The sequence below is a fragment of the Ignicoccus islandicus DSM 13165 genome (assembly GCF_001481685.1).
Lineage (GTDB): Archaea > Thermoproteota > Thermoprotei_A > Sulfolobales > Ignicoccaceae > Ignicoccus > Ignicoccus islandicus.
The window spans coordinates 280,643-306,855 of the sequence record NZ_CP006867.1 but is presented as its reverse complement, the minus strand read 5'-3'; the positions used below and the strand labels follow the sequence as shown (position 1 = coordinate 306,855).

Sequence of the window (26,213 nt, the reverse complement as noted above, 5' to 3'; positions counted from 1 at the left end):
GATGGAAATGAAGGAGTTAAGAGAAAGAATGAGGAAGGCGTTCGAGTCCTTCGGCTTCTTTATATTTGAGGAGGACTTACTCAAGGACGTCGAAGAACTCTTGGAAATAGCCCATTTAAGGAACACGTTGAGAATAGCCAAATTAGGTCGATCCCAGTTCGACTCGATACCGGGGGCTGAGAACGTTGAGTACTACGCAGTTATATTGAACGTAAGGGATTGCGTGAAGTCTGAAGACGTGGAGAAGTGCGTAACGGAGAAGAGGAAGAGCGTCGTGGAAGCCCTCGCGGAGACGGAAGTGGAGGGCAAGCCTAAGAAGAGGGATAGCTTAAGAGAGCTATACGAGATGCTCTCTAAAGAGTAAGTCGTCTTTTAAGCGATCTTCCGAGCGTAGCTTGAGGGAGATGGAATAACTTCGCCTATTGGGAGGGTAATAGAAGTAGATGGATTGGACAGCTATTCAATGGTAATATCTAGCGACGTTAAGCCTTCTAAATACGACTTCGTTTACTTTATCGATGAGAACGGTTTCAAAGTGATGGGATACGTCGAGAGCGTGAGATCGAGGCCCTTGCTCTATAGTGAATTACCGTGGAACGTGGCCACGGAGGTACCAATAAACGAGAAGACGACCGTTACAGTGGCTAGAGTTAGGATCGTCTCCGAAGGTACGCCTAGAGTCGGCTCTTGGGTTTATAGAGCCAGCGATAGCGACGTAGCATCCCTATACGCCGTTCCATCCAATAGGGCGCTCCACGTTGGCTTCCTCGCCTCGAGGCCTACAGTTCCAATTCACTTAGACCTAAACGCTCTCTCGAGGCACTTAGCGATAATAGCGGCTACGGGCTCCGGCAAGACGTGGACAACCATAGTCTTAATAGAGGAATTACTGAAGAAGGGCGCCACTATATTGGTGTTAGATCCTCATGGGGAATACGCTAGGATAAGGGAAAACGTTGAGGAAGTGGGGGGATCTTGCTTAGTACTGAAGGCTCATTCGGACCAAGAAGGGGACGTAACCTACTCTATTGACCTTAAGAGCGTCGATTCCGATGAGCTCGCCTTCGTGATGGGAATTCCGAAGAACGCCTCCCGCTTAAGAGCCCTCTTGAGCTCGATCCGAGAAATAGCAAAGGAGATGTACTTCCAAACTAAAGATCCTCAATGGATGAACTTGGAGAAGCTGAAGGAACTGTTAAGCCTAACCCTAGAGGCCGCTAACCTATCGTCTCACAAGCAATTGCAAGCGTTGTTCTCTTCACGCAACATAAATGTGCACGAGAATTTGGTCAAGAGGGTTTGGGCGTCAATAGCGAAGAACGCAGAAGTGATTTACGGTCTCCTAAAGTACGTAGAGGAATTAGATAGATTGGGAATATACGGTACGTCCTCCATACCTATAGGCGCGTTCCTGAGGCCCTCCACAGTAACCGTGTTCAATTTAAGCGGAATAAGGGAAGAGGTCCAAGTACACTTAGTTTACAATATCTTAAAGAGGATTTTCAATGCGAGAGTCAGACACCTCAGGAGATTGAAAGGGGAGAAATACCCCTACCCCATAGAAGTGATTGTGGAAGAAGCGCATAGGTTCGCCCCGCCCCCATCCGAAGGAAGTCCTTGGACCACATCAATGATAAAGAGAATAGCCTCAGAAGGAAGGAAGTTCGGAGTGTTCTTGACAGTCATTACCCAAAGACCTAGCAGAGTAGATCAAACGGTCTTGAGCCAATGCCAATCTCAGATAATATTGAGAATAGTTAATCCGAAGGATCAGCAAGTGGTAATTGAATCCTCGGAAGAGCTTGGAGCGGCTTTAGCTAGCGATTTACCTTCGTTGAAGCCCGGTATGGCAATGATAGTTGGACCAGTAGTACCCAAGCCCGCTCTCGTCAGGATAAGGGAGAGGAAGCTGGAGTACGGAGGAGGTGATTTAGACTTAGCCCTCGAGTGGTCTAAAGCGATATTAACGAAGGAGAGGTTAATGGAGATAGAAGAGGCACTAAGGAAACTGGATTTGGAAACGGTGGCTTCGGTACTCAAGAGGCCTGTGACCCGCGAAGACTTGGAGAAAGCTAAGGGGATCTTAGTTAGCGAAAGGGTCTACTTAGATCCTAGGAGGAACGCGGTAGTGTTCGAGGAGTGTAGCGTTGATTTAAGTGAACTACAGAGCGATTGCCCCGAAGAGAGCTACGTGATAGCCGCAATGTTGGAGGCGAAGATAAGGGGTATCAATGGGGAGCTCCGGACCATCAAGTAACGCGCTCCCTTCAATTTCAGTGCTTTCGCGAGTTATTGAAAATCGGTTCAACCACTCCTTAGCCTTCAGCGGATCGAGTTCGCGATTTCAAATATCTTTTCGATCAGATCTCGGTTCTTCGAGTAGTCCAATATTTCAATCCCTATAATATTACCTTTCTGGTCAAGATCTACTATTACGTATTTCGATGATCTCCCTAACTCGTCCCTTATCAAGGTATATATTCCGCATCGACGTCTTTATCGACTTTCACCTTTACTAGGTATCATCCCCCACTAGCCAGCTCTAGCTTTTTGTCAATCTTCATTATATTAGTCGACAGTTATTGGATATGTAGTAATGTATGTTACAAAGTAACACGATGCGAGGACAAAAGCGATTCAGCTGATACAATGAACGAACGAATAGGTTTTGATATTGAAGATAGAATATAGTAAACACGTCCTTGAGGGAATGAAACAGAGGGGGGATATCTAGGAGGGATATAGAGCAGTGTCTGGATCCATCTTATAGAAACAAGGAAGTAATACTTCAAGACAGCCAGAAGTACTAGGTTATTTGTAGGGGTCTTAAGAAATACTCGCTCGTTGTAATAATTGCTGTTAAGGATAAAATTAGAATCGTGACCGCATATCGGACCCCTAAGTACTAAGAGATGAGGTTTTGATACAAGCCTTCCTACGTTTCCATCGAACTCTCTGTGTGAGGATACGATTGGATAGGGTAACCACTTTTGAGAAGAGTTTGGGTGGTGCGGCGGCCGGGATTTGAACCCGGGATCTCCGGCGTGGCAGGCCGGCGTCCTAGTCCAGGCTAGACGACCGCCGCTCTTCCGAAGGTGCTTCGGAATGAAGAAGTTAATAAGTTTACCGGTTAGGGGAAACGGAAGAACGTTAATTCTCCCCACGAGTTGCCTACTACCAGCTCGCCGTCCAGCCAAGTTATCGATCTCACGTTAAGTATATCTAGTTCCTCCAATGTCCTACCTTCCCTATCACATATTCTCAGGCCTCTTCCCCCTTGGAAGGACGTGGCCAAGAAATTACAGCTTTTAGAGAACGCTACTATGTAACCGTAACCCCTGCAAGCCCTAACCTCTTTCAGTTCGTTCCCATCTACCTCGTATATCCAAAGTCCCTTGCTCGTTCCTACACCTAGTAGCTTCATACATACGTCCATATACAACGGTTTCCCATCAACCCTAACCGAATTCAATACCTCGCCTGTCATAGGATCCAATATTACTATTCGTTCGTTGACCCAGTCTCCTACGAATACTTTCTCCTCATCACCAGTCACGTCGCTTGCGAATCCAAACCTTCGTCCTCCAATTCAAGTTTCCAGCCAAGCTGAAACTTCCACATTCGTTCTTGCACGCTACTATTCCATAAGGCCCTATATGGACCTTTAATGCGAACTGTTCGTCTATAATGAAGCTCTTCGAGACCGTTCCATCCGGAGAAGATAGATATACTCTTCCATCTTCATCTAAAAATACGAAGTATCCGTAGCTTGCCACGTCGGTGAAAGCTACCTTACTCCTTATTACTTTGAATACCCTCAGTTGAGGTGAAAGTATAGATGCGACCTTTTCGCTTATCGCGCCTACGTAACCTTCTGAGGAGGCTAGAGCCTTTATCTCATCTTTACTGATCTGAACTTTACCAACAATAGGTAACAGCATTTCCTATTACATACCCCCGGTTCAATGGTAGATTAGCGCTTTCCAAGTTTAATATTCAATGGTGTTAATTGAACTCTACTTATTAACGCGTAATCGATTCCTTTGTATAAAATGATTCGAGGAATTGAGGTAGACTAATCGGAATTTCGTTCTCTTCTAACCTCGCCATCTCGAACTTTGCCTGAGAAGTGAGAGCTAAGTTCACATTTTTCAAGTGAATTGATCTCACTTCTTAGGTTGTCTTGCTCGATAGCTATGGTTATTCTTACCTTCTGAGCTTCTGAAGACTTTTGCGTTATAATCTAAAGTGAATTACTTGAGGTAGCTTTGCAGAGAACCCTCCGACTGGCGCAGAGTTCCAGAACCTATCGGATCATACTGAACGCTTTCTATATACCTCGATTCGTCGATACCCTCTATTAATAGTACTTTCGTCACAGCTTGTACTAACGTCCTTGCTCCCCTCCCGCTTTTGGGAGGATCATCGCTATGAAACCCTCCTAGCGATGCCTCACTACACCTTCCGTATAACCTTCACTTTACAACACCCGTCAATTCCTTAGATCACAAACGGCTAAGTGATAGGAAACGAGGTAGTTAGTGTGTGAAACGGAAGTAATCCTAGAGAAATACCTAAGCGTTCCGAGGACCATCGGGATCGAAAAGTTGGAGGTAGTTCTGCTAGATGAGAGCGGAGATACGAACGTTAATTTAAAGAAAGGTGGTAAGAAAACCAAGTACTTCCTAATAGCAACATTAATACTCTCACCCAAGTGCTATTCAGAGCTTTCACGAGAGTTAGTAAGGGCTTTCGAGGAGATGGCTTCAGTAGTAGGGTGCGAAGACATCATTAAGAAGATGATTGAAGGAGGCATTGAATTGAAGTATAACTCCTTAACGGGCGAACTCGTTAAGTGCTTTAAGGGTACCGAAACGAAGGAAGTGAACGAAGCAATAGATGAAGCCCTCGGGAAGTTCTTCGACGTAGTTACTTCACTTCGTACGTGTAGTTCCATGAGAGCCTTAATTCATTACGTTAACAAAGCAGAGATAGCTAAGTTCTTGAAGGGTTTAGGCGAATTCTCCGAGCCGTTAAGAGAGGCCTTATCGAAGACCATGAAGCCTTACGTGTTTAATAACGTTAAGACGGAGCTTTGTAACTCGTTGATCGAAGACGCGCTCGTCTTGTTTGATGAAAAGTTCTTCTCTTGGAGAGGCATAAGCGATAGGGAACTACCTAAGAGACGCTTCCAATGTTATAAAGTTGTAGATGCGATGGAAGTGAAGTCGCATCACGCTCTACCGTTCGCTATTGTAGACGTGTTAGCTGGGAGCTATAGGAACGCCCTATTGCATCGCAATGAGCGCCTTAAGGAGAAGCTAGCTTTCGCAAGGGGCTTCGATTTAACGAGCAACTTTGTTGGAGAGCTATGTGAGGTAATTGGAAGGGCGTGTTGAGATACGCTTTGGCAGCCGCCCAGGCGCGAGGTTTGGCAGCCACCTGGGCGCTATACCCCAAGCTACTATAGCACCGAAATTCATAATAAATATGTGCCTAGCTATCGATCAAGACCTCAGTTCCTTACAGATCCTAAACCCGTTCCGGTCCCCCGGATTCAATCGGCATTTACATCTCCTCGTATTACCGCTAGCAAACCATCCCGGAGGTTAACTTTCCAAGCTGGAAAGTTAAGTGGGCGTTAACTCTACCATCAACGGTGTTATCCCGGTACACCATCACATTTGCATCTCCTTGGAGGCCCTTATTACCTCCCTGTACGGAAGTAAATTCAATTCACTTAATCAGTTCGAACTCGTTTGAAGCGTTCCCTTCCACGTCATGAAGGTTGTGCCGAATTAGGCCTTATTTTAATATTACGAACCTTGATTTAGGCTCGATTAGCTGTCTAAATTATCTAGATCCTTTGAACCTAATTTCCTGGTAACACCTAGCTATTGTAATACCTATGTTTAGGGCTCGCTAAATATAGCTTCTGTAAGTTGGTTTTTCAAGACTAATTTAATGGTATTAATACGAATAAAGTAATTTGCAGATGTTACTGAGTTAGAAGTAACTTAGGCTCCGACGTAACTACCCTCAATACGGGGTTAGAAAGAAATGACGCGAGGAGGAATGGTATAGTAGAGCGTTGAGTGGAGAGAATGCGATGATCCTCCCAGAAGTGGGAGGGGAGCAATTAGTCAAAAGGTAATGGGATTACTGTTCCAAAACCGATATCTTTAAAGAGACCTACGCCTTCCCAATAGACGTCTCTTGGCGATTTCTTCAGCGTTCCAACTACAGCGGATCCAGGAGTTACTGTGGGAACGAATGGTCGTGGACGGTCCTTCCTTAAGTCCCAGCCTAGAGGATATGCCTTAACAGAATATCTATCGTAGAGAGGTGCTATTTCCTCGACTTCAAGGATCTCTTGGAAGTGGCATTTGTAATCCTTATAATCACATTTAGAGTTAGAACTAGATTCTAGTATTAAGGGAGAGATCACTACTACTACCGATCGCTTCCCCTTACATGTTTCCCAGCACTCGTTGCCCCATAATTTCCTGAGGTTTTCTTCTATTGGATTTCCGGTTACGATTTCTACTTTCGCAAGACCCCCGTCACCCCCCAAAGGTATTAGCGTATCATAGAGACACTGCTCGTTGAATTCATTAACTTCGAGAAAGAACTTGAGGCCCCTAGCGTAAAGCCTTTCTCTGACAAAGATAAATTCGCTATTCTTGCTAAACTTCTGCAACTTATTGGAAAACTGATGAGAAATTAATTTCCTTCGCGTTTTTCCAGTAGCGTGTTTCTCGAAGATTTTAGGGATGCAATCTCGTTCTTCGTCGCTCAAGTAATGTTCGATTAGTCCCTTCTTTTTCCTTTTTAGGACAACTTTACCGTTGAGGAGCATTGCTAGGTCCACTCTAATATCATCCCACCTTTCGAACAAGATGTTCAAGTCCAACAGCTTTTCTTCAGCGAAGAATAACGAGGGTTGATCCTTACAAACAACATAGGGTCCCCTCAGATTTCCTCTAAAACATCGTCTTAGGCATTCCCTAGTTGCTTCAAAGAGACCTTCCTTATTACTACATTCAACGTTCTGGGTATAAGCTAAATAGGCTAGTGCCCCTATTAATGTAGTCGTCTTCATGAAATAGGTGGAACTCGTGGAAAGAGGTCCTCGTTGAGTTATACCGAAAGGTCCAGGCTTTCTGAAACTTACAAAGCTAAGTGGCTCCAATACTATCAACGCATTCACCTCATCGATTTGTGCCACATAAAGCCGAACTTCAACAAATCGAAAAGGTCGTTTTTCACTGATTCCAAAAATTCTAACGTCTCTTTAAGGTTCAGCAAGGGGGGCTGTGATTTCGCTCCTTCGTTACGTATATTTCTTTTAATTATGTACCTTAGCAGGACCATGAATGGATCGCTTATAAGGTATCGATCCTCCTCATATAGATCTAGGTGTCTTTGCAATTCTCTTATGATATCGTAATAGTAATTATTGCTTAAACCTTGGTAATGGAGAGATGCAAAGGTAGCCACGAAAGGACCCAAGGAGTTACGCTCTCGTAAATCGCGCTTCTCCTTCGTGCCTAATGTATTCGACAGAGCAACGCCTTCCGCCCCTAATCGGCCGTAGCTTACGCTTACTCCATCTTTTACTTTATCTTTAGTGACCTCTTCTTTCTGATGTTTCGCTTTATCTTCTAGATCTTTCACGTCTTCAAAGACCTTGGCCAAGGGATCACGGTAATGTCTCACGGCTATCCCGTAGCTCCGCCCATAGGCTACTAAGGCCGGAGCAAAGAAGCTTTTAGTATGTCTGAATCCATCTATTCCCTTAAGCAATCCCCAGTGATTGAGTCTGGTTAGCCACCAAACCCAGAGCGCTGGAGAGTAGTAGAACCTCTTTACTAGGTTTAGCAATTCGTTAGAGAGTAGTGATTCCAAATCTCTAAGAGGGGGTATAGGAGATTTACTAAAGACGCTCCTAGCTGGAAGGAGGGCTAGTAGATCGTCTCCTCCAGAGAATATTACTATGCCATAGTTACTTTCGATTATTTCCTTATCCAGTATAGCTTCTATCATCAGCGAATAAGAAAGCTGGGATAAGTACGTTGGCGTGACTAACGTGGTAGGGAGTTGCTGTGAGCCGTCATTCTTCTTAGAGTCCTTAGAAACCTCCCTTGGGTAACTTTCATAAAACCTTTCCAGTACGCTTTCTATAATACTACTTGCCGCACTGTATAGTTCTGCATCTTTATCATTAACACTGTAAATCTTGAGATGTTCGAAAACCTTGTTGAAGTAATCTCTAGTACTATAACCTAATGCACCTCTTTTGAGATCACCCATATTATCGGCGTCAGCCCTTATCATCACTATATACTTATTTAAGGAGTTAAGTACGCGTAAATGCTTACTTGTTTTATTACTTAACGATACCTTCAAGTACAACTGTTGTTCAGAAGGATTGGAAAGCATGTCTTTAAGGTTAGAAGGAACTACTATTAGTGATGTAATCTTATCGATCCTTTGCAGTTCATCTACCAGCTCTTCAAGGTTTAAGTGAAAGCGAGTATTGTAACCGTGAGGAAACGAAGTACTACGTATCGGAGGATTATGTTGCTTCAATGTCTCTAATAGCAAATATCGTAGTTGATCACCTTTAACCTCTATTTTATTACCTTCTTGATCTAGGAACTCAATCACTTCTTTATCGTTAAGGAACCATTCAATCAATTCGGGTAGAGCTGCCAAGGTGGAGGTCACTATCTTCGGCACTCTAATTTCTCCGGAAGGCACCAGACGAGTTAGAGCGTCAGTATTATATTGAAGCAATCTTAGGACGAAGCAGTATGGACAAAGGGCCTCGTGTGATCTGAGGATTGAGGTGGGTTCGTCCCTTGGATTATGGATTGCAGCTGGTCTACCGCAAGTGCACGTAAGCGCCGTTTTCTCGCTATACTTACTATACCTAGCGTTAGTGATCTCGAGCGTCCAACTATCTAGAAGCAATGGGTCTATACTAATACTCTTTACTCTATGCACCTCCTCGGGATATTTTTTAGTGAGGAGCCAGTGAAAGAATAGTTTCTTTTCTAAATCGTTCATTACATCATCAATGTCTTTAGAATAAGGGAAGACGTCTTTCCCTATTTCCAGTTTCCTTTTCGTTCCATTTAAACGTTGGTTTATTCTATTCCTAATTTCGCTTTTTTGAGAATTGAAAATATTGCGAAAGTCTTCGTAGGCTTTTTCTATATCTATGACTGTAACTCTAATTTCGAAGGGAGGCTTTTCCGCTCTTTCTATTATTCTCTTGAGGTCTTCATACGTTATACTGTCGTTACAACTTTCTAAGCAATATCTGACTCCTTCAAATTGATTCTGCCAAGCTTTATCGTCATTCAACTTTCTATCTAGGCTTCTCTGTAGCTCGTTAACTATATTTTTCCATACCTCTTCCAATCTCTTCTTAAAATACTGCTTAAAATACTGCCTTATCGCATCATAGGTATCTGAGGTAGAAACATCTCTTAATATGAACTCTAGAGAGCACTTAGGAAGTAACAAGGTCACCGTAGCTGGCATCAACGGTTGATCGGGCGTAATGAGACTTTTAACAAATTTCTTCTCTGCCTCATCTAGATTATCTGAACTGATGCATTTACTGATAAATGGAATTTTTTCTAAAATGGTCGAATAATAGAAGGGATTGTACCGAGCGCTCGGGCTCAATAGTATATCTGGTCCGAACTCCCAGACGAGATCCTTTATTAAATACCACGTTATCGCGGAAATCAGCCAACTTCTAATCCACCAATCTCCGGGTCTTCGTCCACCACTCACGAAGTTTTGAATACCCGGTATATCAACCTCTACTAAGAAACCTGTGAACTTCCCTTCGTGGTAGATATTAACTACAGACGCCGTCGAGTAAACGTGATCGAAAACGGTATGCGTAGGGAACCTAGTATCTGCCGGGAGAGGACTTCCCACTATCTTATACCATAACAGTTCCATGAGTGCGTATTGAACATGGTATCTTTCTCTATCGTTACTTAACTTACCTAAGCACTCTCTGAGGCTACGCCAATACTCATTCACTTTTTCTTTATCAATCTGTCCTATATCAACTTCGTAGTAAAAGCTTGGATCGAACGGGTTGAGTAACCTGACGACTCGAGGTATTATCGTACGCGATGGTATGACCCATCTATCAATAGTAGAGGAGATAACGTCGTACTTTTTTACATCCCTAAGGTATTCTAAGTAATCTTCTCCGTAAAGCTCTCTTATTCTATTTTTAGCGTAATCTTCGTGTCTTGTGCGAGTGTACATTAGCCACGTTTTCTCGGGTGTATCGTGAAGCAATGCAACAATTTTCTTTTTTAGTAATCCATTGCAGTCCATACCTATTACCTCCTTAGAACGTACTTACTAACTTTGAATGCAAGGGGACCCGAATACGGTTCGAACAAGTTATAGCCTTTAGCCGATCTCGCTCCGATACCCATATTTAGAGTATATATAGTAATCAAACCTATCGCGATTAAGGGATCTTCTCTAATTCCTTTGAAAAGAGGGGTCGTTCCATCGCTTTTCTTGATCATTTCGAATATCCCTTTCAGGTTTTTCATTAATCGTTCTTTCAAGTCCTTCCTAATAGCTATTATTAATTTGAATACCAAGTCCTTTGATATACCTATGTGTACAACGGGGACTGGCTGAACGTCTAACTCCGTATCAACTACCTTACCGCCTTTGAAGTAATGTGGAGTAATTACTAGTGGTGTATATATCGAGCACCCACCACTCTTGCAACCTATTGGATACATATCTGAGAACACTATCATGCCTTCGGCTCCACTCGAACCATCACTTGAGCTGACCTCCTCACCCTTATTAGCTCTACTTGAACCAAATATCTCCTCCAAGTATTCAATTCCTTTCCCCGAAGGTAAGAAGCTTTCGATGAACGATCTCACTGCGCCTTTAATCCCAGATCCCGGATAGTAGGGTAAACCTAAGATAGGATCGATATTTAGGCCAACCTCAAAGATTGACTTAAAAGCGCCAGAACCTATACCCACTAAGCCCTCTGACTTGAGGACCACATTTATTGATCCGACCATATATCCGGCTTTCTCGTATCCCGTTTCGATGGCTTCCATGTTCTCTTTCGATAGCTTAAGCATCTCCTGGAGAAATGAAACGTTGCCTGTAATTATTCTTACTATAGCCTTCTTGGAACGCTCGTCCAGAGTACCTCCTCCGCTGAGGACTGCCCTTACATACATTTCTTCCGCCTTTAAGTCAGGCCTTTCCATTATCTTTACCCTCCCATACAATTGACTTATAAGCCTCTACAAGCCTCTTTACCTCAATGGAGTACTCCCTCATCAAGTTTTCTAATAGAATTAGATTTTCTAACGATGTGTCCTCAAGTAATTCCTTTAAGAATTCAATGAATTTCGTTAGGAATTCTCCCTCATCGGGCAATTCAAGGCCTATCGCCCGTGAGAACTCGCTTATAGCTGCTATTAGCAATGCTGATGCAATTAGGTACCCCTTCGCGTCGCTCTTCATTTCACTAAGAATTGCTTTCCTCACTGATTCGCTAGTAGTCAACTTTTCAAGTACTGATCTTTCTTCGTCTTCATGACTTTCATCGCGATTAGTAGTGAGGTATTCGTAAAGAAGTCTCAATGCTTCACCGGATCCTTTCTCTTTTTCAATTTTCGATATATAGAAGCTTACTGAAGTTACTAAACCGGAACTCATCAAGAGCGACGGATATTGCTTCATTCGAGTAACGAATCCCCCGAGATCAAGCTTTTCGCTGTCCTCCACTAACTGTTTCTCAAGGTACTCCTTCCTAAGGCGTTCTATTTTCAGAATGTGAGTTAGCGCTAACTTCATGGGATTAGCTACCGTCGCTATCGTTTCGCTCATTCTATGCTCCCTCCATTACTTTGATTCTAGCCAAGCCCTTGCCAATCGTTTCCTTACCACCAACTACGAAGAATATGTCATTCAACTCTTCTAAGAGGTTCTCGCAATGTTTGCATTTTTCGCAGCAAGCATTTCTCCAAGGTCTGTATACGAAGGCGCCCACCAGAATGGTTCCGTGAGGTAGGTATTCCTCAGTCCAAAGTTTATTACGTTCGGCAGTCTTCGTAGTCCTCTCTATCTTAACTCTCGTGAGTCTTAATAGCGCTCTATCTATGAGGTGGAATAGATGCTTGTCGTTGATCTTGTACACCGTTACGTATCCCTTACCGTCCGCCTTTCTATAGAAATTCTTTAGAAATGGATGAATCTCTATGATACGTTCATTGATTCTAACCACTTCAGCTTTGATCTTCTGGGTTCCAATGAATATTTCCTCACTCTCTCCTTTCCCTTCTACCAATTTAACGTTAAGAGTTTCTGCATATTGCAAAAGGAAATTCGATGTTACGTAAACGTATCCGCTACTTAGCGATGGCATAGGAACGAAAAGAGGATAGAAGTCTGCAACAACTATTCTAGATGCCCCCTTATCTCCTCTTTCAGGTCCGAAAAGGCAATACACTTGATAACATTCCTCTTCACATTTCTCCTCTTGCTCGCAGTCCCCATTACACTTCTCTACGCAATTCTTCTCAATTAGGAACTTCGATTTGAGAGCTCCTTTTATGGAAGAACCGGGTATGAAAGGTACTCCAAGGGGATCCCTAATTATTGGTTGATCTACATCACCGTAGCTTTTTCCAGAACCAACGTGAACGTGGGTAATTGCACTCATTAATGCTGGCAGAACTTTATCCTCAAAGTTTTTCAATGAGAGATTACACCCGAGGTTACTCCTAATTCTCAGACGTTATAATGCTTATCCTATTGCTGAGTATTTTATAATGTTAAATTTAAACTACGGGTTCTTAATGCTTTAGCTAGAGCCAGTTCCGATAGTATATCGGTATTCAAGACCATTGGATCATCAGTACCAATTACTACTCTAAGGCCCTCTTTGAGGAAGCACTCAAGTGGATGTTCACCTAATTGCCACGTAATTACCATGTTGGAGGTAGGGCAAGATTCTATTACTATGTTTCTCTTTTTTAGTTCACTAATCATTTTGGATCTAAGCGTTTCTAGTATTCGTTTAATTTTGGTTCTCTCAATTTGTCCATCCTTAGTGATAAATTCTATGAGATCTAACCTGTCAAAGTGTTTGTTATAAAACCGGAAGTATTCTCTTGCAAGGTTTATTATGTGTTCAGGTACGTAAGTCGGCGTTCCGAGCAAACGTTTGAGATCGATATTCAATTCACTTATTAATAGAGTTGAAGGATACATTGCATTGATCAAAATGGTCCTTAAGGAATTGATATGATGTAATCTTGACCAAAGGTCTATTATATCATTTTAAGTGAATATTGATGTAGGTTCATGCGACCTTGTCGAGGCCTTCACTCCTTATGGTAAATAGACATATCGTAAAAGGATCTAATGAAATTATTCTGCAGAAAATTAGGGCCTTCAGGAACTCTGTAGGTCTTATATCGTACCCTGAGCGTAGAATTTATTGAACAACCTCTTCCAATTCCTCTATATCCGTCGAGAAAAACTTTGCTAGGTCTACAATTCCCGTTTCAAAGAATGGGAAATATTTCTTCAAACTATTAAGATGTCTTTTGAGTTCTTTCATATTCTCTATATCTTCTTCTCGAGTATAGCCAAGTTTATTGTAACGTTCGATCAATTCCCTAGTATTTTCTTCTAACAGTGTAAAGAGCCATTGCATTAGGGTATCGTTTGGGGGTAGTAAGCTTATATCAAGAATCCCGAGGAGATATAACGGGACATTAATCGGATGTTCAGAAAACCTCGAATCCTCATTAATTGAGAGATACCACAAGGCGTGACCCATTATTGTGGATTTTCCACTTCCGGGCGGACCATGTACGAATATGGCGTTGGATCTTGACTCGATGTATCTGCATAACTTTTTATAGTTATTGATCAGTCTTTCTGTTTCTGATTCACCCGTCCCGATATATTCGTTAAAGTACTCCCTTGAATCATCGTAAAAGTCACGTATTGCTTGAATTAATTCACGTAACTCTTCTCGTGTATTTTCGAGACATTTGAACGTGTCCTTATCCGGAATCCATGGTGTAAAAGACTTTTTAAAGCGTTCGTTATTGGCCACTTTAGTAACCCTATAGAGAAGATCTATATTCTACTTATAAAGCTGACTCTAAATAAAGATTTTTTCAGTCATTTACGTTGTGTGGACAAATTAAAGCAGCGGATTCTTGAGTATGTAAATTACCCATTGCAAAGCTGCGTTGAGCGCTGTTACGTAAGCATCTTCGATACTCTTAGGTTCGGTTTGGAATAATCCATGGGAGTTCGGGGGTAAAGATATACCGTAAGTTGGTTTAGAACAATTACCTCCTCGATAGGATGATTTGGGTTTATTATTCATAAGAACGTTCTTTAGTTTTACAAACGTTCTGTCGCAATGTATTTTTACCTTCTCATGTTTCATGAATTTACCACTTACATGATAAATGGTCCTCCCCTTATCCCCCTTTATTAAAGGGAGTAAGGAATAGTCGAAAAGGGGAAGTATTACTATTCCGTCTAACGTTGGAACGAAATGTATCATTGAGACCCTTCTGGCATCAGTTGCGCTTACGCTTTCGAAAGACTTACAGAAATTTTCACAATATAGATCAGCTATGGCTATTGTGGAAACCAAGTAACCATACTTCCTTTTTTCATACACTTTACCATTGCAAGTACACTTTATCGAAGACGATCGGGGTAGACCTAGAGGCCAGGTATGGAAGTTGCTTCCAGACCCCTTCCTACGAGACGCCTTTTTCCAATTGGCTTTTAACACAGCTTTAGCTATTAGTTCTATTTTCCTTCCGTAATCACTCGCGTTCCGTACGAACAATTTATTACTACAAAGTTCATCTGGCTTCTTGAAGAAGGGGATCATTCTATTCCTTTCAATAGTTTCTGTACTGAGAGGTTTGAGGAGAATGTCTTTACTGACTAGTAGATCTTTACTCATTAAGTATTTAAGTATATGTTCGATCTCTAGTAACAATCCGTCAAGTAACTCCTTAATATCTCTACATGCAGGACCTCTATCATTATACCAGAACTTACCGAACCCCCTACTAGACCCCTTTCCTAAACCCAAGACTACCAGTGCAACTTTAAGGCTATATTCGAAGATGTTTCTTATGCTATCTATAATATCTTCCGACAACCCTAAAGCTTTGGCTCTGTTACTATCAATTAAATACTTTACTTCCACTTCAATAGCTCCAGGAATCAAAGGACTTTTTAGACCCCTTGAGTATCTTCTTTCGCCTCTCGAAATTATTGCGTGATATCTATTCGCCTTCGCGTAAGCGGGATTCCATGCATTCCATTTCTTGACATTAACAGAGAGGGATAACTTAAACAGTGATGAAAAGGGAGGCTCTGAACAGCCGTATATTAAACATAGAAGTGGTATTGCTCCGACTGTACTCTTTACTTTCACCTTTTCGTATACTTCATTGAAACTCTTTGGATTCGTTAAATAGGAACTTAGGGCTAAAGTAGTAGCATAACGTGCCCTACTTAAGAGTGCTTGAGCTCGAGGTATTCCAGTAACAATTCTATTGTTCCCAACCTTAGTATAGGTATCGCCTTTCCAATCCCCCACCATCAAGGGGGTATAGTTCGTAAACTTCCCTAATTCTCTCCACAAAGATGTATTGAAATTCCTTGTAACCTCCTGGGTTAAATCCACGAACTCATCCCCATGATTTGTATATGAACCGCGTTATTCAACTTTCGACTTATCTCAAGCTCATTTGAGCAGTATGCAAAGATTCTGCGTCATTTCATAATACTTATTATTTGCTCGAGGTATGGAATATAGTAACCAACGCTCTCGCTACTCACGAAAGTTAGGTTCTTCTCTAGGCCTGCATGAGCTATGAAGTTTCTTACGTAATTCTCGTTAAGTGAGTTATCCCAGACAGCCCACCATAGCGCTTCTTTTATAAGTTCTTTCAGTAAGTATTCCTTGTCCTTGCTCTCGTCCTTATCTTCACCGTTCTTCTTTCTAGCTTCAACTTTAAGGAACGAGTATGGAAGCCACCCCATCGAGATTAGACTACGTAGTTCCTCTAACTTTCTTTGGATCTTCCTCTTTTCCATTTTCTTTAACTTGTCTATCAAAATATTATCAAGTTCTAGCTTTTCGATACCATTAAGTGGAATTACCTCTAGGGCTTCATTAGCATCAAGTATCCTTTCTCGGTATAGCTCAACTGCTCTCACCAAATCATCGAATTCCTTCTTCCAAAGATGTTTAGATACTGCTTCCATGTATTCGCTATACCTTTCATTATAACTCTTCAAATCTTTGAGATTTACTACGTATAGGTTATCCTCAATTTTTCCATTTAAGTCACTGAGAGCTCTTCCAATTTCAATTAACGATATTAAATCGAATATACCCTCAGGGTCGAATTCCTTTGGGAAAATAAACTTATTCCCTTCGATACTAAACCGTTTAGCTTCTTTCTTGATCTCTTCCAGTAGTTCCTTAGCCTTATCTATGCTATTTTTATCGCACTTATTCAATGGTTCATATAATTTATACTTAAGATAACTCCACGCAAGGATGCTTGGGACCTCTAATAGCTTTATGTATTTTACTATACTCTTAAGCCCTCTAAGTTGAGTGTTTAATTCGTCGCGACTCCTTACAATGCTTTTAAGTTTGATGTTAGAGGTCATCGAAAATACTTTCGATTTCGGAAATTCTCTCCATTCAATTATGTGATACTTAAGTACCTTTTTTTCAATATCTTTGCTTTGACTATTACGTGAGGATATAAATGGATCGCTCGAAGCAACGTATAACTTGGTTCTTCCCCTATGACTCATAATTGCTAACATTTTCTCAACTACTGCTCTCAAACTTACTGGATAGTAATTAACGCCGTGAGTTATATCTAGAATAATTCTGAGCTCGCTCCTTGGATTGTTATATGCTTCCTCCAAGCTCTCATATATTTTCAAGTATATGTCAGACAACACGCTACTAAAAGGCACAATAAATTCATTAAGATTTGTATTCGAAAGGAAATACCCACTACCCAAGACTACTTTTACTTGGGAATCGTGTAGAATTTCTTCTAAATCTCTCTTGCAATTGTCATCAGGATTCGATGCAATAATCGAATTCCGTATCACATCTTCTGCTTCCTCGAAGTTGTTGACTTTGGTATCAAGGAGCGTTATCGGTAGGAGTATTACTCTCCTTATATTCTCTCCTTTAAAAAGTTTCAGTACATTACATGAAATGACTTCAGAAGATAACGGAGTTTCGAGAACCTTCCGTAGGTCGTCTAATCGGTAAGTAACTCTCTTCCAGCTTCCCGAAAATCCCCATGTCGATATGACCAACAGGCTCAATCATCATCATCCGTTTCCTACTATCGATTATTCTCGATTATAAGTTATGGCTTCGGCAAACTCTGCTGGCTGGATAATTAACTCTAAAACATATTAAGCCTTTTCACCTTTTTCATCATTCTGAGTCTCTTTAAGAACATTGATTAAGCCAATGAACTCTACTTCGTCTAAATTTTATCCTCAACAAAGACATGGCGCGAGGATTATTCCATGTTTAGTGAAATGGAGACCTCGATCGAGGAACTGAAAGTGAGCATGGGCAAGCTGAGCGCCCAATTGGAAACTAACAACAAACTGTTGGAAAAGTTCATAGAAGTGGTTGCGAAGAGGTGAAACTACTTATTCTCGGGACAGACTTTCTTAAGTTTTAGTTTCTTCAAGGAACTAATTACTTCATTGACGAATTCATCCACTTCGCTCCTATCTATTCCTTTATCCCTTAGCATTGCATAAATTAGCTCCATAACCTTAGAGTAGCTCTTCATCTCTTCATTAAGCTTCTTCCAAGGAATCCCTTTAAGGGCTTCGGCTAACTTTTCATTAAACGGCAGCTTCCCCTTAAGCATTAGAACGGCAATTATCGGGTATCCTACGTAACCTCTGAACTTGGTCCCGTTATCGTCACTACAAACTAAGCCTCTTTCCAAATCAACCCAAACCTCGTAAGTCCTCTCACCAGTACTGGACCTCACCTTGAATCCGCCTGAAGTTGGTGCGACCCTTCCATCAGCTATAGCTCCTAGCGCTTCCAATACCTTTATCTTGGGCGGTGTCCTCAAACGGCGCTCCAAGGGATACGTCACCTCATCTAGGCCATCTCCCAAGTACATCAATGACCTCTAAATAGGGTACCATTCCGCTTGGAACCTTCGCAATCCTTACCTTTGCCTTCACTAGGACCTCTATAGGTCTAGTGCAAAGTGGTCCCCTTACGTAGATCCAAGCGGATCCGTCTGTAACTACGCTATCGCATTTAGTTACCGGAGGCGCTTTGAAAGGTGGGCCGGGTAAATTAACTGGGATAGAGTATCCTAGACAGAGTAGTTTTAGTTCAAGCATCTTATTGACAAATTTGCTAGTATAATTGAGAATATCAATTAGCTTAACCGAGTTATTTGCACAAAACCTATACGCTTTGCCGAACTGAATTGAATCATTTAAGTAGTTCAACGTAAACGTGGCATTACCTTTAACGGTAAGAAATATCTCGTCTCTACGAAGTACTTGAATGCAAGCGAATCCGTACCTCTCAACGCTTATGGTTGAGTTAGAGACGGTTACTTTGTAACATGGATTTGGAAGCGTTAGAGAAAGCGCCACCGTATTGTTCTGGAACCAGAGATACTGAAGGGTAATGCCATGTGAAGTAACGTTATGAAGCAAAAGAACCAAGGAACAGAACATTGAAGAGTCCCCGCTTTTAGTCAAAACCCTAAGCGTTTAGAAGGTTCACATATATTCCTTGACTAAGACTAAGGAATATTGGAATTCGCTCTTCGACGATATTGTTACTTTACTGAATTGATACTTGGCTAGTAGACTGAGAATTTCTTAAAGAGTTGAAGTACCGAACGGTGTAGACATTCTTATCTCATGGGCCCGACAAAACTTCTATGTTTTACATCGCTTCCGTAATTGGAGCTCTAGTTTCCCTTTTGACAGCGTTAAAGGGTTAACTAATTGACCAATTGGTTAGGTAAAGAGAAATTCGGTGTGAAAATGTTTACTACATAATATTTCTGACTGGTCAGTAAGCTCTAAAGCGGGAAGTTGTTGTGAGGATGCAAGCGCTTTTGGGTCTTCTACTACTTTTAGTAGGCGCCGGCACCATAGCGATATTCGTCGTGGGAACCCAGCTCTGTTCGCTCGCCCCCAGTGCAGAGGACGCATGGAAATACGTTGAAGAGAAGGGAGTCAGAATAGCTGATCACACGGAAGTGTTCCAAAAGTTCAACGTAACGAAGTACGAAGGTTCTAAGACGTGCTTGAAGTGTCACGAGAAGGAGGTAAGGGACCTAGTCCACAGCTATCACTATCGACTGATAAACCAAGTAGACGACGTAGCTGGAAAAGGCGTTACTTGGGCCGGTAGTAGAACGCTCTACAACGACTTCTGCGGAGCTATCTTCTGGAACGGAAACGTATCCGTTAACTTCATTGGGAAGGCCGTATTAAAGAAAACTCCACCCGGAAAAGAAGAACTGAAGGGCAAGCTAATCGCTACTGGCTGCTCCATGTGTCACGGAGTGAGCCTAGGCAAGATACCGAGCGTAACTCCTACCAAGGAGGACTTGGAGAACGTCGACTGCCTCGTATGTCACTCAAACTACTACAAAGGAGGGGCAATTGGAGTTAAGAAAGGAATGAAAGTAGTTGTTAAGACCGAAAAGGGATGGAGGTACGTACCCAATATCCCTATTGAGAAGGCCGCTAAGATAGTTGCGAAGCCTTCTAAGGACGCCTGCCTCGCTTGTCACGCGTTCGCGGGTGGAGGCCCGCACTTCAAGAGACCTAACTTAAGCCCGGACCTAATGGGTACGGTTTCCGTTCACTTCGACGTTCATATGGCTAGAGGTCTCCACTGCGTAGACTGCCATAAGTTCGAAGACCATAAAGTAGGTACGAAAGCGGTAGGTACGTGGTCTAGGGAAGCTGAAGCGGTCGCTTGCACGGACTGCCACAAGGAGAGGCACAGGGCCCCTATAGTCGGTTTCATTATTGAGAACTTCCATCACAAGGTAGCTTGCCAGACTTGCCACATTCCGTACATAGCTCACGGACAGTATCCGATAGACGTGGAGAGGGACTGGAGACACATTGAGTTCAACGAGAAGCTCGGTAGATGGGAGCCTAAGCTCGTCCTAAAGAAGAACGTGAAGCCCGCTTATCTATGGTGGAACGGCAAGGAAAGAAAGGCCTACTTGTATCCCGATCCAGTGAACGGTAACGAAATAGTATACGCTGCTCCCGTAGGGAGCGAGGAAGACGGCAAAATCTATCCCTTCAGAGAACACGTTGCTTACGTGCCTTTCGACGAACAGAAGAGGATACCAATACCGATCAAGGTCGGCGTTGTGTTCGCGCTCGGAGACGTAAACAAGGCCGTACAAATGGGAGCGCAAGTAGCTAACTTGACGTTTACTGGCAAATTCATAAAAATGGTTAGGTACATGAACGTGGATCACGGCGTCGTGCCAGTATCGGAGTCCTTGAAGTGCGTCGATTGCCACAGTCCATGGAGCAGGCTTCCGTTAGAAGAGTTGGGCTACTGGTACCCGCCTATAATATACTACGGAAGCCCGGTAGTGGCGCTAATAGGTCTGGCCCTCCTAGTCCTTTCTCTTAGAAAGAAGTAGCTTTTTACTCCTCCTTTCCTCCCTCTCTTACGGCTTGGATCTCAATGGCGACCATAGGGCTCGAAGTCCACGTTCAATTAACGTCATTAAAAACGAAGCTCTTCTGTTCTTGTCCTAGCGATTACAGGGACAAGCCGCCTAACACTAACGTCTGCCCAGTTTGCTTGGGGTTGCCCGGTGCGTTACCTATTCTCAACGAAAGGGCCGTTGAAATGGCAGTTTCTCTATGTCTGGCTTTAAAGGGTAAAGTAAGCGAAAAGATGGTGTTCGCAAGGAAACACTACTTTTACCCCGATCTACCTAAGGGATTCCAAATCTCGCAATTCACCAAGCTAGGCTCTTCTCCAATTTGTACCGGTGGTTACATACCGATAAACGTCGATGGAAAGGAAAAGGTAGTCAGAATAAGAAGGGTTCAGTTAGAGGAAGATCCCGGGAGGCTCGTTTGGCCTCAAGGCTTCGCGTCGAGGTACGTATTGGTAGATTACAATAGATCCGGTGTAGCGTTGCTGGAAATAGTGACGGAACCCGATATGGAGAGTCCGAGGGAAGCGAGGGCCTTCCTCGAAAAGCTCAGGAGCGTATTGGAGCACTTAGGCATTTGCGATTGTTCCTTGGAAGGCGCAATGAGGGCAGACGCTAACGTAAGCGTTCCCGGTGGAGAGAGGGTCGAAGTAAAGAACATAGGCTCCCCTAAAGAAGTGGAGAAGGCCTTAACGTTCGAAATAGTGAGGCAAACTACTTTGATAAAGCAAGGCGGGAAGGTTGAGAGGGAAACTAGACACTGGGACTCTTCGAAGAGGGTTACAATACCATCTAGAAGTAAGGAATTTGAGGCAGATTACAGATACATGCCGGAGCCTAACATACCGCCATATTACGTAAGTGAGGAAATGATAGAGAGAATTAGAATGGAATTGCCTGAACTACCGGACGAGAGGGCAGAGAGATTCGTAAAAGAGTATAAAGTTAGCGAATATTTAGCTAAGGTACTGACCTCTTCCAAGAAATTAGCGGATACCTTCGAAGAAGTCGCTAAAACTGTAGGCGACCCAATTAGGGTAGCGAACTTCCTCGTAGTCGAGTACTTGAGATGGGTCAAGGAGCTCGGTATGGACATTGGCGAGGGTTTAAATGCAGGGTATTTGAAGGAACTGTTCAACATGGTTGATAAAGGAGAAATTACTTGGAAGCAGGCTAAGGAGATCGTATTCCCGGAGGTACTGAAGACAGGTAAAAGACCGAAAGCTATAGCTAAAGAAAAGGGACTTCGCGCAATTAAAGACGTTAGTGAAATTGAAAAAATCGTGGAAAAAGTAATTAAAAGCAATCCGAAAGCCGTAGAGGACGCCAAGAGGAACGAAAAAGCAATCAACTTCCTCGTAGGTCAAGTGCTCAAGGCTACTAAGGGAAGGGCAGATCCCAAATTAGTAAGGGAAATGATTAAAGAGAAAATTAGTAAGAGTTGACGGCCTTACTCTAGCTCTAGTCTTAAGCCCTATTCAGAACTATTTATGTGCGTAGGCGAAAAGGTAAGTCCAAATGGCCGTTATTGACGCCGCTATCACCGAGGCAGTTAATACTTCCGGAGTAGCGTATTGACCCGCGAAGATCAGCGTTCCTAAGTAAGCTCCAACGCTCCCAAAGAGCATGGCTATTAAGGCTCCGCCCAAGGCCTCCTGAAGGAATTGAGGACCTTTCCAGAGATAGAAGAGGACCAAGGCTATGGCTAAGCTAGTAAATATCGGGAAAACGATTTCCAACACTCTCTCCACCTCATAGTGTTTTAATGTAATGGAAATATTTCTACATACTACAAAGTTCGGTCCTCCGAACTTGATGTAACCGAAATATATAGTTCTCGTAAAAATAGATTTGTGAGCGAATTGGCAATAAGATCCTTAATAAAGGTGGAGAAAAAGAGGCTCGAAGCGCTTACCTTCCTCTCATGGGTCGCTCCAATGAGCTTCGGACTTTATCTATACGAAGCACTGAAGGAGCCAGCTTTCGTGCCAGTTTTCACTGCCCTTTCACTAATCCCTTACTCTTGGACTGTAAAGAGGCTCGGTACGCTAACTCACGCTATTAATAAGAAGGATAAGGTCATAGCTTTTGTAGCGTCTATTGCGGCGTTCCTCGCGTTCCAATTCGCCTATCCGCGTTGCTCGTTCTTCTTGCCCCTCTCGCTCTCGATCTCCGTTTTCGTCTCAATTACGTTGCTTGCGTTAAGGGAGGTACTAGAGGCCCTCCTATCGTTCGCTCTCTTTCCACTAACTGCGTTCGCTACATTTAGTGGGCTCGATTCGTTGAAATCCTTCGCTATTTCCGTAATAGTGGTGTATTCCGCAATATCGCTCGACTTGTTAGTAAGGGGCGCGTACGAGCTCTTACCTTACATAGAGGTGCAAGGGAGTGTGGAAGGAAGTAAGGGGGAGTAAGTGCTTAGTTGCTTTGATTTACGTATGCGTTCACGGAGAAGCCAGCTTCAAGGAAGTAATCAATGCGTTAGAACTGAGTAAGTCTTCCTTGTGGGAGTGCCTACATAGGTTAGAGGAACTGAACTTAGTCAAAACCTTCAAAGCGCTAACCTTGATAGGGAGACCTAAACTAATGGTGAGGTGTACGGAGAAGGGATTAAAGGAGCTGAGCGAACTCTCTCAATTAATAGGCGTTGATTTATTAGGAACGAGGGGAAAGCGATGGATGGAACGCGATGAGCCCGGGGATGCCCCCCCGACGGAGGGGGACGAAGGACCGGGGAGCAGTCACGAACCCGCCTTCTTGTAATAGTGTATGAGTACGTCCGCTAGCTGCACTACTGGCGCTTTGTGACCGGACCTAAGGCTTTAAACGGACCTCCTTACGACCTTCTATTGAAATGCTCTTAGTGAGATTCCTAACTAAGCCTTCGTCTACAATTACTATTCGGACTTCACTTCGTTCAAGTATCTCACCTAAAGCCTCCCTTAACAACCTTTCCTTTAGCTCGCTCGAAGCTGCTTCCCTACTACACTTAACTGAATAGGTCAATTTCAATAGGACTCCCTCTAAGTAACTTGAATTGCACTTCTTACTCTTCAAGAGACTGGAACCCTTCAATTCCCTGACGCCTTTAACCTTACAGAGCTCCTTTATCTTCTCTACAACGTTCATTCCGCACTTACTGACCTTTTCATCCTTACTGTACTCTAAGCACACTACTCCTATACACATTTCGCTGTTCTTTGAGAAGTACGCTTCGTCAGCTCCACAGCAAAGCATTCACTCCGAACCTCTGAGCTCCCTTAGCAAGTCCTCGCTCACTTTCCTTCCCTTGAACACTATTACTACCCTTATTACGTCCGATCCGGAGCTCATTTCAGTCTTACCGAGGTAAGCCTTTTGTTTATCGAACCTCAAGTACAGTTTGCTTTTCTCGCTCCTGATATCTAATTCTCTAACCATAATTTCGAAATCGAACTCATCCATTTTCGATAAGAGGTTCCTTACGGCCCTCTCAGCCTCTTTCCCTTTGAGGGTAGCGATTAACGTAATTATCGGATTGCCGTGGTGCCCCCTTGCCTTCAACTCAGTGAACTCTATTTGCTCAACGCCCAGTAGCTTCCTAACTGCCTCCTTCACTTTCTCAACGTCCTCGGTAGCGTGGGAGTGAACTTGGATTTCGACCCTATCTATCACTTTCCGAGTCCCGATAGCAGTATTGAAACGGCAGCTATAGGACCTATGTCGCCGGAAGTACCGTCTGGATATATTGCCTCTCCTTTCTGAGCTTCCGTCTTAGTAAGGCCCGGATCGCTCAATCCAACTACTATCATTACGCTATCAGCCTTCTCCAGTTCCCTAACTCTTCGACCGTAGTCATGGGAGACAGTGTAGACCTTGTCCGGTTTAAGTAACTCTACTGCATCATCTATATCGGGTAAAACCACTAACTTCTTATCTAGCTTATAGGCCATCTTGGATATTTCAGGGAGCCCGACTTGGGCTGCCACTCCCGAAGGCTTGGTGACCACTAGGACGTCCACCAAATCTAAGTTAAAAGCTAACTTAGCGAAGTCCTCGAGCCTTTGGACGCTCGATGGAGCGTGCGCAACCAAGTATACCTTCAACGCCGTAACCCATCAACGCAACAACGAAGGCTCCTAAAATACTGAGGATTTAATCCGATGCAAGGAATGGATTAGCGGGAGAGAACTTTGGACGATTTAAGACTCGCCTTAGTAATAGGACTGTCCGTTGGATTAGCTAACCTCTTCATTTCTATAATAAGCGGAAACTTGTTCTTATTGACGGATTTGGGTGCGTTGATTGAAACGTTACTGCTTTATTCCGCATTAGCTTTCGCTCTAGCGTATCTCTCAATATATTCCTCTTCCATTATATGTGAATGGGTAGGAGCTTGCTAGTAGCTGGAATAGATCCGGCTGCTGTCAGACCTTCGACCCTTTGCCTCTTCGGTTCCCTTAATTTAACCTTAAAAGGCGATTTGGAGACCCTCTTGAGAGTGGCTGTTGGAATGGGAGCTAGCGTTATAGCAATAGACTCGCCCCTTCAATTACCGAATGGACCCATGAGGGACGTCGATAGGAAAGCTAGGAAGTTAGGGCTCAAAGTACTGCCTCCAGGTTGGAGGGGGATGAGGAAACTCGTAGAGAGAGTGCTAGAGGCCCTCGACGAAACCAAAGTTCGAGTCATCGAAACTTTCCCTAGAGGAGTAGGGAACTACTTGAATTGGATAAGAGAAATGGATAACGACGAAATTGACGCTTGCCTCTGCGCAATAGCCGCTTGGGCTTACTTGAGAAGAAATCATTTCGAAGTTAAGGCTGAAGATGGTGTGATCGTTGTAACAGAGGAAGTTCTAAAAAAGTCAGTTCCTCCTAGAAAGCTTTCTCTTTAGGTAGGCAACTGCTCCGGCTCCGGCGAGGCCTACAATTGGGAGTATTGTACCGTTGAAGCCCGCTTTCACGCTGAAGCTACTCTTACCGAAGTAACTCCCTAGGTTTACGTCGTAATGATAATCAATGTTCTGACCCGGTAGTAGTAAGGCCGTCTTTACTATTGCAGAGGCAGTAGTGTTAGTCATGGTAGTAGGAACGTCGTCGTTCTTAGCAAATATATAGTAAGTTACCTCAAAGGTCGCGTAAGTAGTGTTAGTGTAAGTGATTTCCACGTCAACTGGTATGGTTGCAGTTGTCGTGAACGGTTGGCCATCGGTAACAGTAGTAGTGTTTTCTATCCCTAAGGGCAATACCCCATATCCCGGTATGTTCAGAGTTGCGTTCAGTCTGTAATAATACGTTACAGTGTAACCACTTGGAGGCGATACTACTACGGTCGCAACGATTTTCGCGAAAGCCGGAGCTAGTAAACCGACTAGTAGTAAGAAAGTTATCTTCTTCAAGACTCTCT

At 43.2% G+C, this 26,213-nt stretch carries 29 protein-coding genes and 1 tRNA gene; 10 read left to right on the top strand and 20 right to left on the bottom strand.

The features are described 5' to 3' along the window. The first annotated feature begins 7 nt into the window (after positions 1-7). Together EYM_RS01750 and EYM_RS01745 are read left to right on the top strand one after the other, a co-directional pair. Positions 8-364: a hypothetical protein gene (locus tag EYM_RS01750; RefSeq protein ID WP_157058718.1), complete on the top strand. Its 357-nt coding sequence runs from the start codon at positions 8-10 to the stop codon at positions 362-364. Positions 365-463: 99 nt separating this feature from the next. Next, positions 464-2,257, top strand: coding sequence for an ATP-binding protein (locus tag EYM_RS01745; protein WP_075049397.1), 1,794 nt, complete (start codon positions 464-466; stop codon positions 2,255-2,257). A 65-nt stretch (positions 2,258-2,322) separates the two neighbouring features. Here EYM_RS01745 and EYM_RS07710 read toward each other — a convergent pair whose 3' ends face one another. From EYM_RS07710 to EYM_RS01725, 4 genes are all read right to left on the bottom strand, one after another. Then, complete coding sequence (locus EYM_RS07710; protein ID WP_168050153.1) at positions 2,323-2,472, bottom strand: DUF2283 domain-containing protein; 150 nt, start codon at positions 2,470-2,472, stop codon at positions 2,323-2,325. Between the two features lie 534 nt (positions 2,473-3,006). After that, positions 3,007-3,085 (bottom strand) — tRNA-Gly (locus EYM_RS01735). Between the two features lie 45 nt (positions 3,086-3,130). Then, the gene (locus EYM_RS01730) at positions 3,131-3,556 is read right to left on the bottom strand and encodes a hypothetical protein (protein WP_075049396.1); all 426 of its coding nucleotides are present in this window, start codon (positions 3,554-3,556) and stop codon (positions 3,131-3,133) included. Further along, on the bottom strand, positions 3,546-3,941 hold the full coding sequence (locus EYM_RS01725) for a hypothetical protein (protein WP_075049395.1): 396 nt from the start codon (positions 3,939-3,941) through the stop codon (positions 3,546-3,548). The genes EYM_RS01730 and EYM_RS01725 overlap by 11 nt, the downstream gene beginning before the upstream one ends. A gap of 600 nt (positions 3,942-4,541) precedes the next feature. Here EYM_RS01725 and EYM_RS01720 point away from each other — a divergent pair. Beyond that, positions 4,542-5,399: a hypothetical protein gene (locus EYM_RS01720; RefSeq protein ID WP_075049394.1), complete on the top strand. Its 858-nt coding sequence runs from the start codon at positions 4,542-4,544 to the stop codon at positions 5,397-5,399. A 740-nt stretch (positions 5,400-6,139) separates the two neighbouring features. On the opposite strand, the gene EYM_RS01715 is transcribed toward EYM_RS01720, so the two are convergent. The 9 genes from EYM_RS01715 to EYM_RS01675 form a co-directional block, all read right to left on the bottom strand. Next, positions 6,140-7,201, bottom strand: a complete 1,062-nt coding sequence (locus tag EYM_RS01715; RefSeq protein WP_075049393.1) for a hypothetical protein — start codon at positions 7,199-7,201, stop codon at positions 6,140-6,142. A 5-nt stretch (positions 7,202-7,206) separates the two neighbouring features. Next, positions 7,207-10,374, bottom strand: a complete 3,168-nt coding sequence (cas10, locus tag EYM_RS01710; RefSeq protein WP_075049392.1) for a type III-B CRISPR-associated protein Cas10/Cmr2 — start codon at positions 10,372-10,374, stop codon at positions 7,207-7,209. 5 nt (positions 10,375-10,379) lie between these two features. Continuing rightward, complete coding sequence (gene cmr6, locus EYM_RS01705) at positions 10,380-11,291, bottom strand: type III-B CRISPR module RAMP protein Cmr6 (protein WP_075049391.1); 912 nt, start codon at positions 11,289-11,291, stop codon at positions 10,380-10,382. Further along, positions 11,278-11,916: a type III-B CRISPR module-associated protein Cmr5 gene (locus EYM_RS01700; protein ID WP_075049390.1), complete on the bottom strand. Its 639-nt coding sequence runs from the start codon at positions 11,914-11,916 to the stop codon at positions 11,278-11,280. The genes cmr6 and EYM_RS01700 overlap by 14 nt, the downstream gene beginning before the upstream one ends. 1 nt (position 11,917) lies before the next feature. Further along, entirely contained in the window at positions 11,918-12,787 is an 870-nt protein-coding gene (gene cmr4 / locus EYM_RS01695) for a type III-B CRISPR module RAMP protein Cmr4 (RefSeq protein WP_075049389.1), read from the bottom strand. 68 nt (positions 12,788-12,855) lie between these two features. Beyond that, on the bottom strand, positions 12,856-13,314 hold the full coding sequence (locus tag EYM_RS07900; protein WP_075049388.1) for a hypothetical protein: 459 nt from the start codon (positions 13,312-13,314) through the stop codon (positions 12,856-12,858). 214 nt (positions 13,315-13,528) lie between these two features. Continuing rightward, positions 13,529-14,158 carry an ATP-binding protein gene (locus EYM_RS01685; protein ID WP_075049387.1) on the bottom strand — a complete coding sequence of 210 codons (630 nt, stop codon included), beginning with the start codon at positions 14,156-14,158 and terminating at the stop codon, positions 13,529-13,531. 90 nt (positions 14,159-14,248) lie between these two features. Beyond that, positions 14,249-15,766 carry a hypothetical protein gene (locus EYM_RS01680; protein ID WP_075049386.1) on the bottom strand — a complete coding sequence of 506 codons (1,518 nt, stop codon included), beginning with the start codon at positions 15,764-15,766 and terminating at the stop codon, positions 14,249-14,251. 89 nt (positions 15,767-15,855) lie between these two features. Then, positions 15,856-17,445, bottom strand: coding sequence for a CRISPR-associated DxTHG motif protein (locus EYM_RS01675; protein ID WP_075049385.1), 1,590 nt, complete (start codon positions 17,443-17,445; stop codon positions 15,856-15,858). 210 nt (positions 17,446-17,655) lie between these two features. Here EYM_RS01675 and EYM_RS07950 point away from each other — a divergent pair, with 210 nt between their 5' ends. Beyond that, positions 17,656-17,778, top strand: a complete 123-nt coding sequence (locus EYM_RS07950) for a hypothetical protein (RefSeq protein WP_257720670.1) — start codon at positions 17,656-17,658, stop codon at positions 17,776-17,778. A gap of 2 nt (positions 17,779-17,780) precedes the next feature. Here EYM_RS07950 and EYM_RS01670 read toward each other — a convergent pair whose 3' ends face one another. Continuing rightward, positions 17,781-18,236: a hypothetical protein gene (locus EYM_RS01670; RefSeq protein ID WP_236943426.1), complete on the bottom strand. Its 456-nt coding sequence runs from the start codon at positions 18,234-18,236 to the stop codon at positions 17,781-17,783. Between the two features lie 13 nt (positions 18,237-18,249). Continuing rightward, on the bottom strand, positions 18,250-18,849 hold the full coding sequence (locus tag EYM_RS01665) for a hypothetical protein (RefSeq protein WP_075049383.1): 600 nt from the start codon (positions 18,847-18,849) through the stop codon (positions 18,250-18,252). 377 nt (positions 18,850-19,226) lie between these two features. Here EYM_RS01665 and EYM_RS01660 point away from each other — a divergent pair, with 377 nt between their 5' ends. Together EYM_RS01660 and gatB are read left to right on the top strand one after the other, a co-directional pair. Next, entirely contained in the window at positions 19,227-20,801 is a 1,575-nt protein-coding gene (locus tag EYM_RS01660; protein ID WP_168050148.1) for a cytochrome c3 family protein, read from the top strand. A 44-nt stretch (positions 20,802-20,845) separates the two neighbouring features. Further along, positions 20,846-22,270 carry an Asp-tRNA(Asn)/Glu-tRNA(Gln) amidotransferase subunit GatB gene (gene gatB / locus EYM_RS01655; protein ID WP_075049381.1) on the top strand — a complete coding sequence of 475 codons (1,425 nt, stop codon included), beginning with the start codon at positions 20,846-20,848 and terminating at the stop codon, positions 22,268-22,270. Between the two features lie 39 nt (positions 22,271-22,309). On the opposite strand, the gene EYM_RS01650 is transcribed toward gatB, so the two are convergent. Beyond that, positions 22,310-22,564, bottom strand: coding sequence for a hypothetical protein (locus EYM_RS01650; protein WP_075049380.1), 255 nt, complete (start codon positions 22,562-22,564; stop codon positions 22,310-22,312). Between the two features lie 123 nt (positions 22,565-22,687). Between EYM_RS01650 and EYM_RS01645 the strand changes: the two genes are divergently transcribed. Together EYM_RS01645 and EYM_RS01640 are read left to right on the top strand one after the other, a co-directional pair. Beyond that, entirely contained in the window at positions 22,688-23,239 is a 552-nt protein-coding gene (locus EYM_RS01645) for a hypothetical protein (RefSeq protein WP_075049379.1), read from the top strand. Next, positions 23,214-23,588 (top strand): helix-turn-helix domain-containing protein, encoded by a 375-nt coding sequence (locus EYM_RS01640; RefSeq protein WP_075049378.1) that lies wholly within the window; start codon positions 23,214-23,216, stop codon positions 23,586-23,588. The genes EYM_RS01645 and EYM_RS01640 overlap by 26 nt, the downstream gene beginning before the upstream one ends. Positions 23,589-23,639: 51 nt before the next feature. On the opposite strand, the gene EYM_RS01635 is transcribed toward EYM_RS01640, so the two are convergent. From EYM_RS01635 to EYM_RS01625, 3 genes are read right to left on the bottom strand one after another with little or no spacing between them, the layout of a single operon-like run. After that, positions 23,640-24,062: a hypothetical protein gene (locus tag EYM_RS01635; protein ID WP_075049377.1), complete on the bottom strand. Its 423-nt coding sequence runs from the start codon at positions 24,060-24,062 to the stop codon at positions 23,640-23,642. Beyond that, positions 24,063-24,479 carry an RNA-binding domain-containing protein gene (locus EYM_RS01630; RefSeq protein WP_075049376.1) on the bottom strand — a complete coding sequence of 139 codons (417 nt, stop codon included), beginning with the start codon at positions 24,477-24,479 and terminating at the stop codon, positions 24,063-24,065. Continuing rightward, positions 24,476-24,910, bottom strand: coding sequence for a RecB-family nuclease (locus EYM_RS01625; RefSeq protein ID WP_075049375.1), 435 nt, complete (start codon positions 24,908-24,910; stop codon positions 24,476-24,478). The genes EYM_RS01630 and EYM_RS01625 overlap by 4 nt, the downstream gene beginning before the upstream one ends. Positions 24,911-24,997: 87 nt before the next feature. Between EYM_RS01625 and EYM_RS01620 the strand changes: the two genes are divergently transcribed. Continuing rightward, positions 24,998-25,207, top strand: a complete 210-nt coding sequence (locus EYM_RS01620) for a hypothetical protein (RefSeq protein WP_075049374.1) — start codon at positions 24,998-25,000, stop codon at positions 25,205-25,207. Then, on the top strand, positions 25,201-25,701 hold the full coding sequence (locus EYM_RS01615; protein WP_075049373.1) for a hypothetical protein: 501 nt from the start codon (positions 25,201-25,203) through the stop codon (positions 25,699-25,701). Before EYM_RS01620 ends, EYM_RS01615 begins: the two co-directional genes overlap by 7 nt. Here the strand turns inward: EYM_RS01615 and EYM_RS01610 are convergent. After that, positions 25,672-26,205, bottom strand: a complete 534-nt coding sequence (locus EYM_RS01610; protein WP_075049372.1) for a hypothetical protein — start codon at positions 26,203-26,205, stop codon at positions 25,672-25,674. The genes EYM_RS01615 and EYM_RS01610 overlap by 30 nt on opposite strands. Positions 26,206-26,213 lie beyond the last annotated feature (8 nt).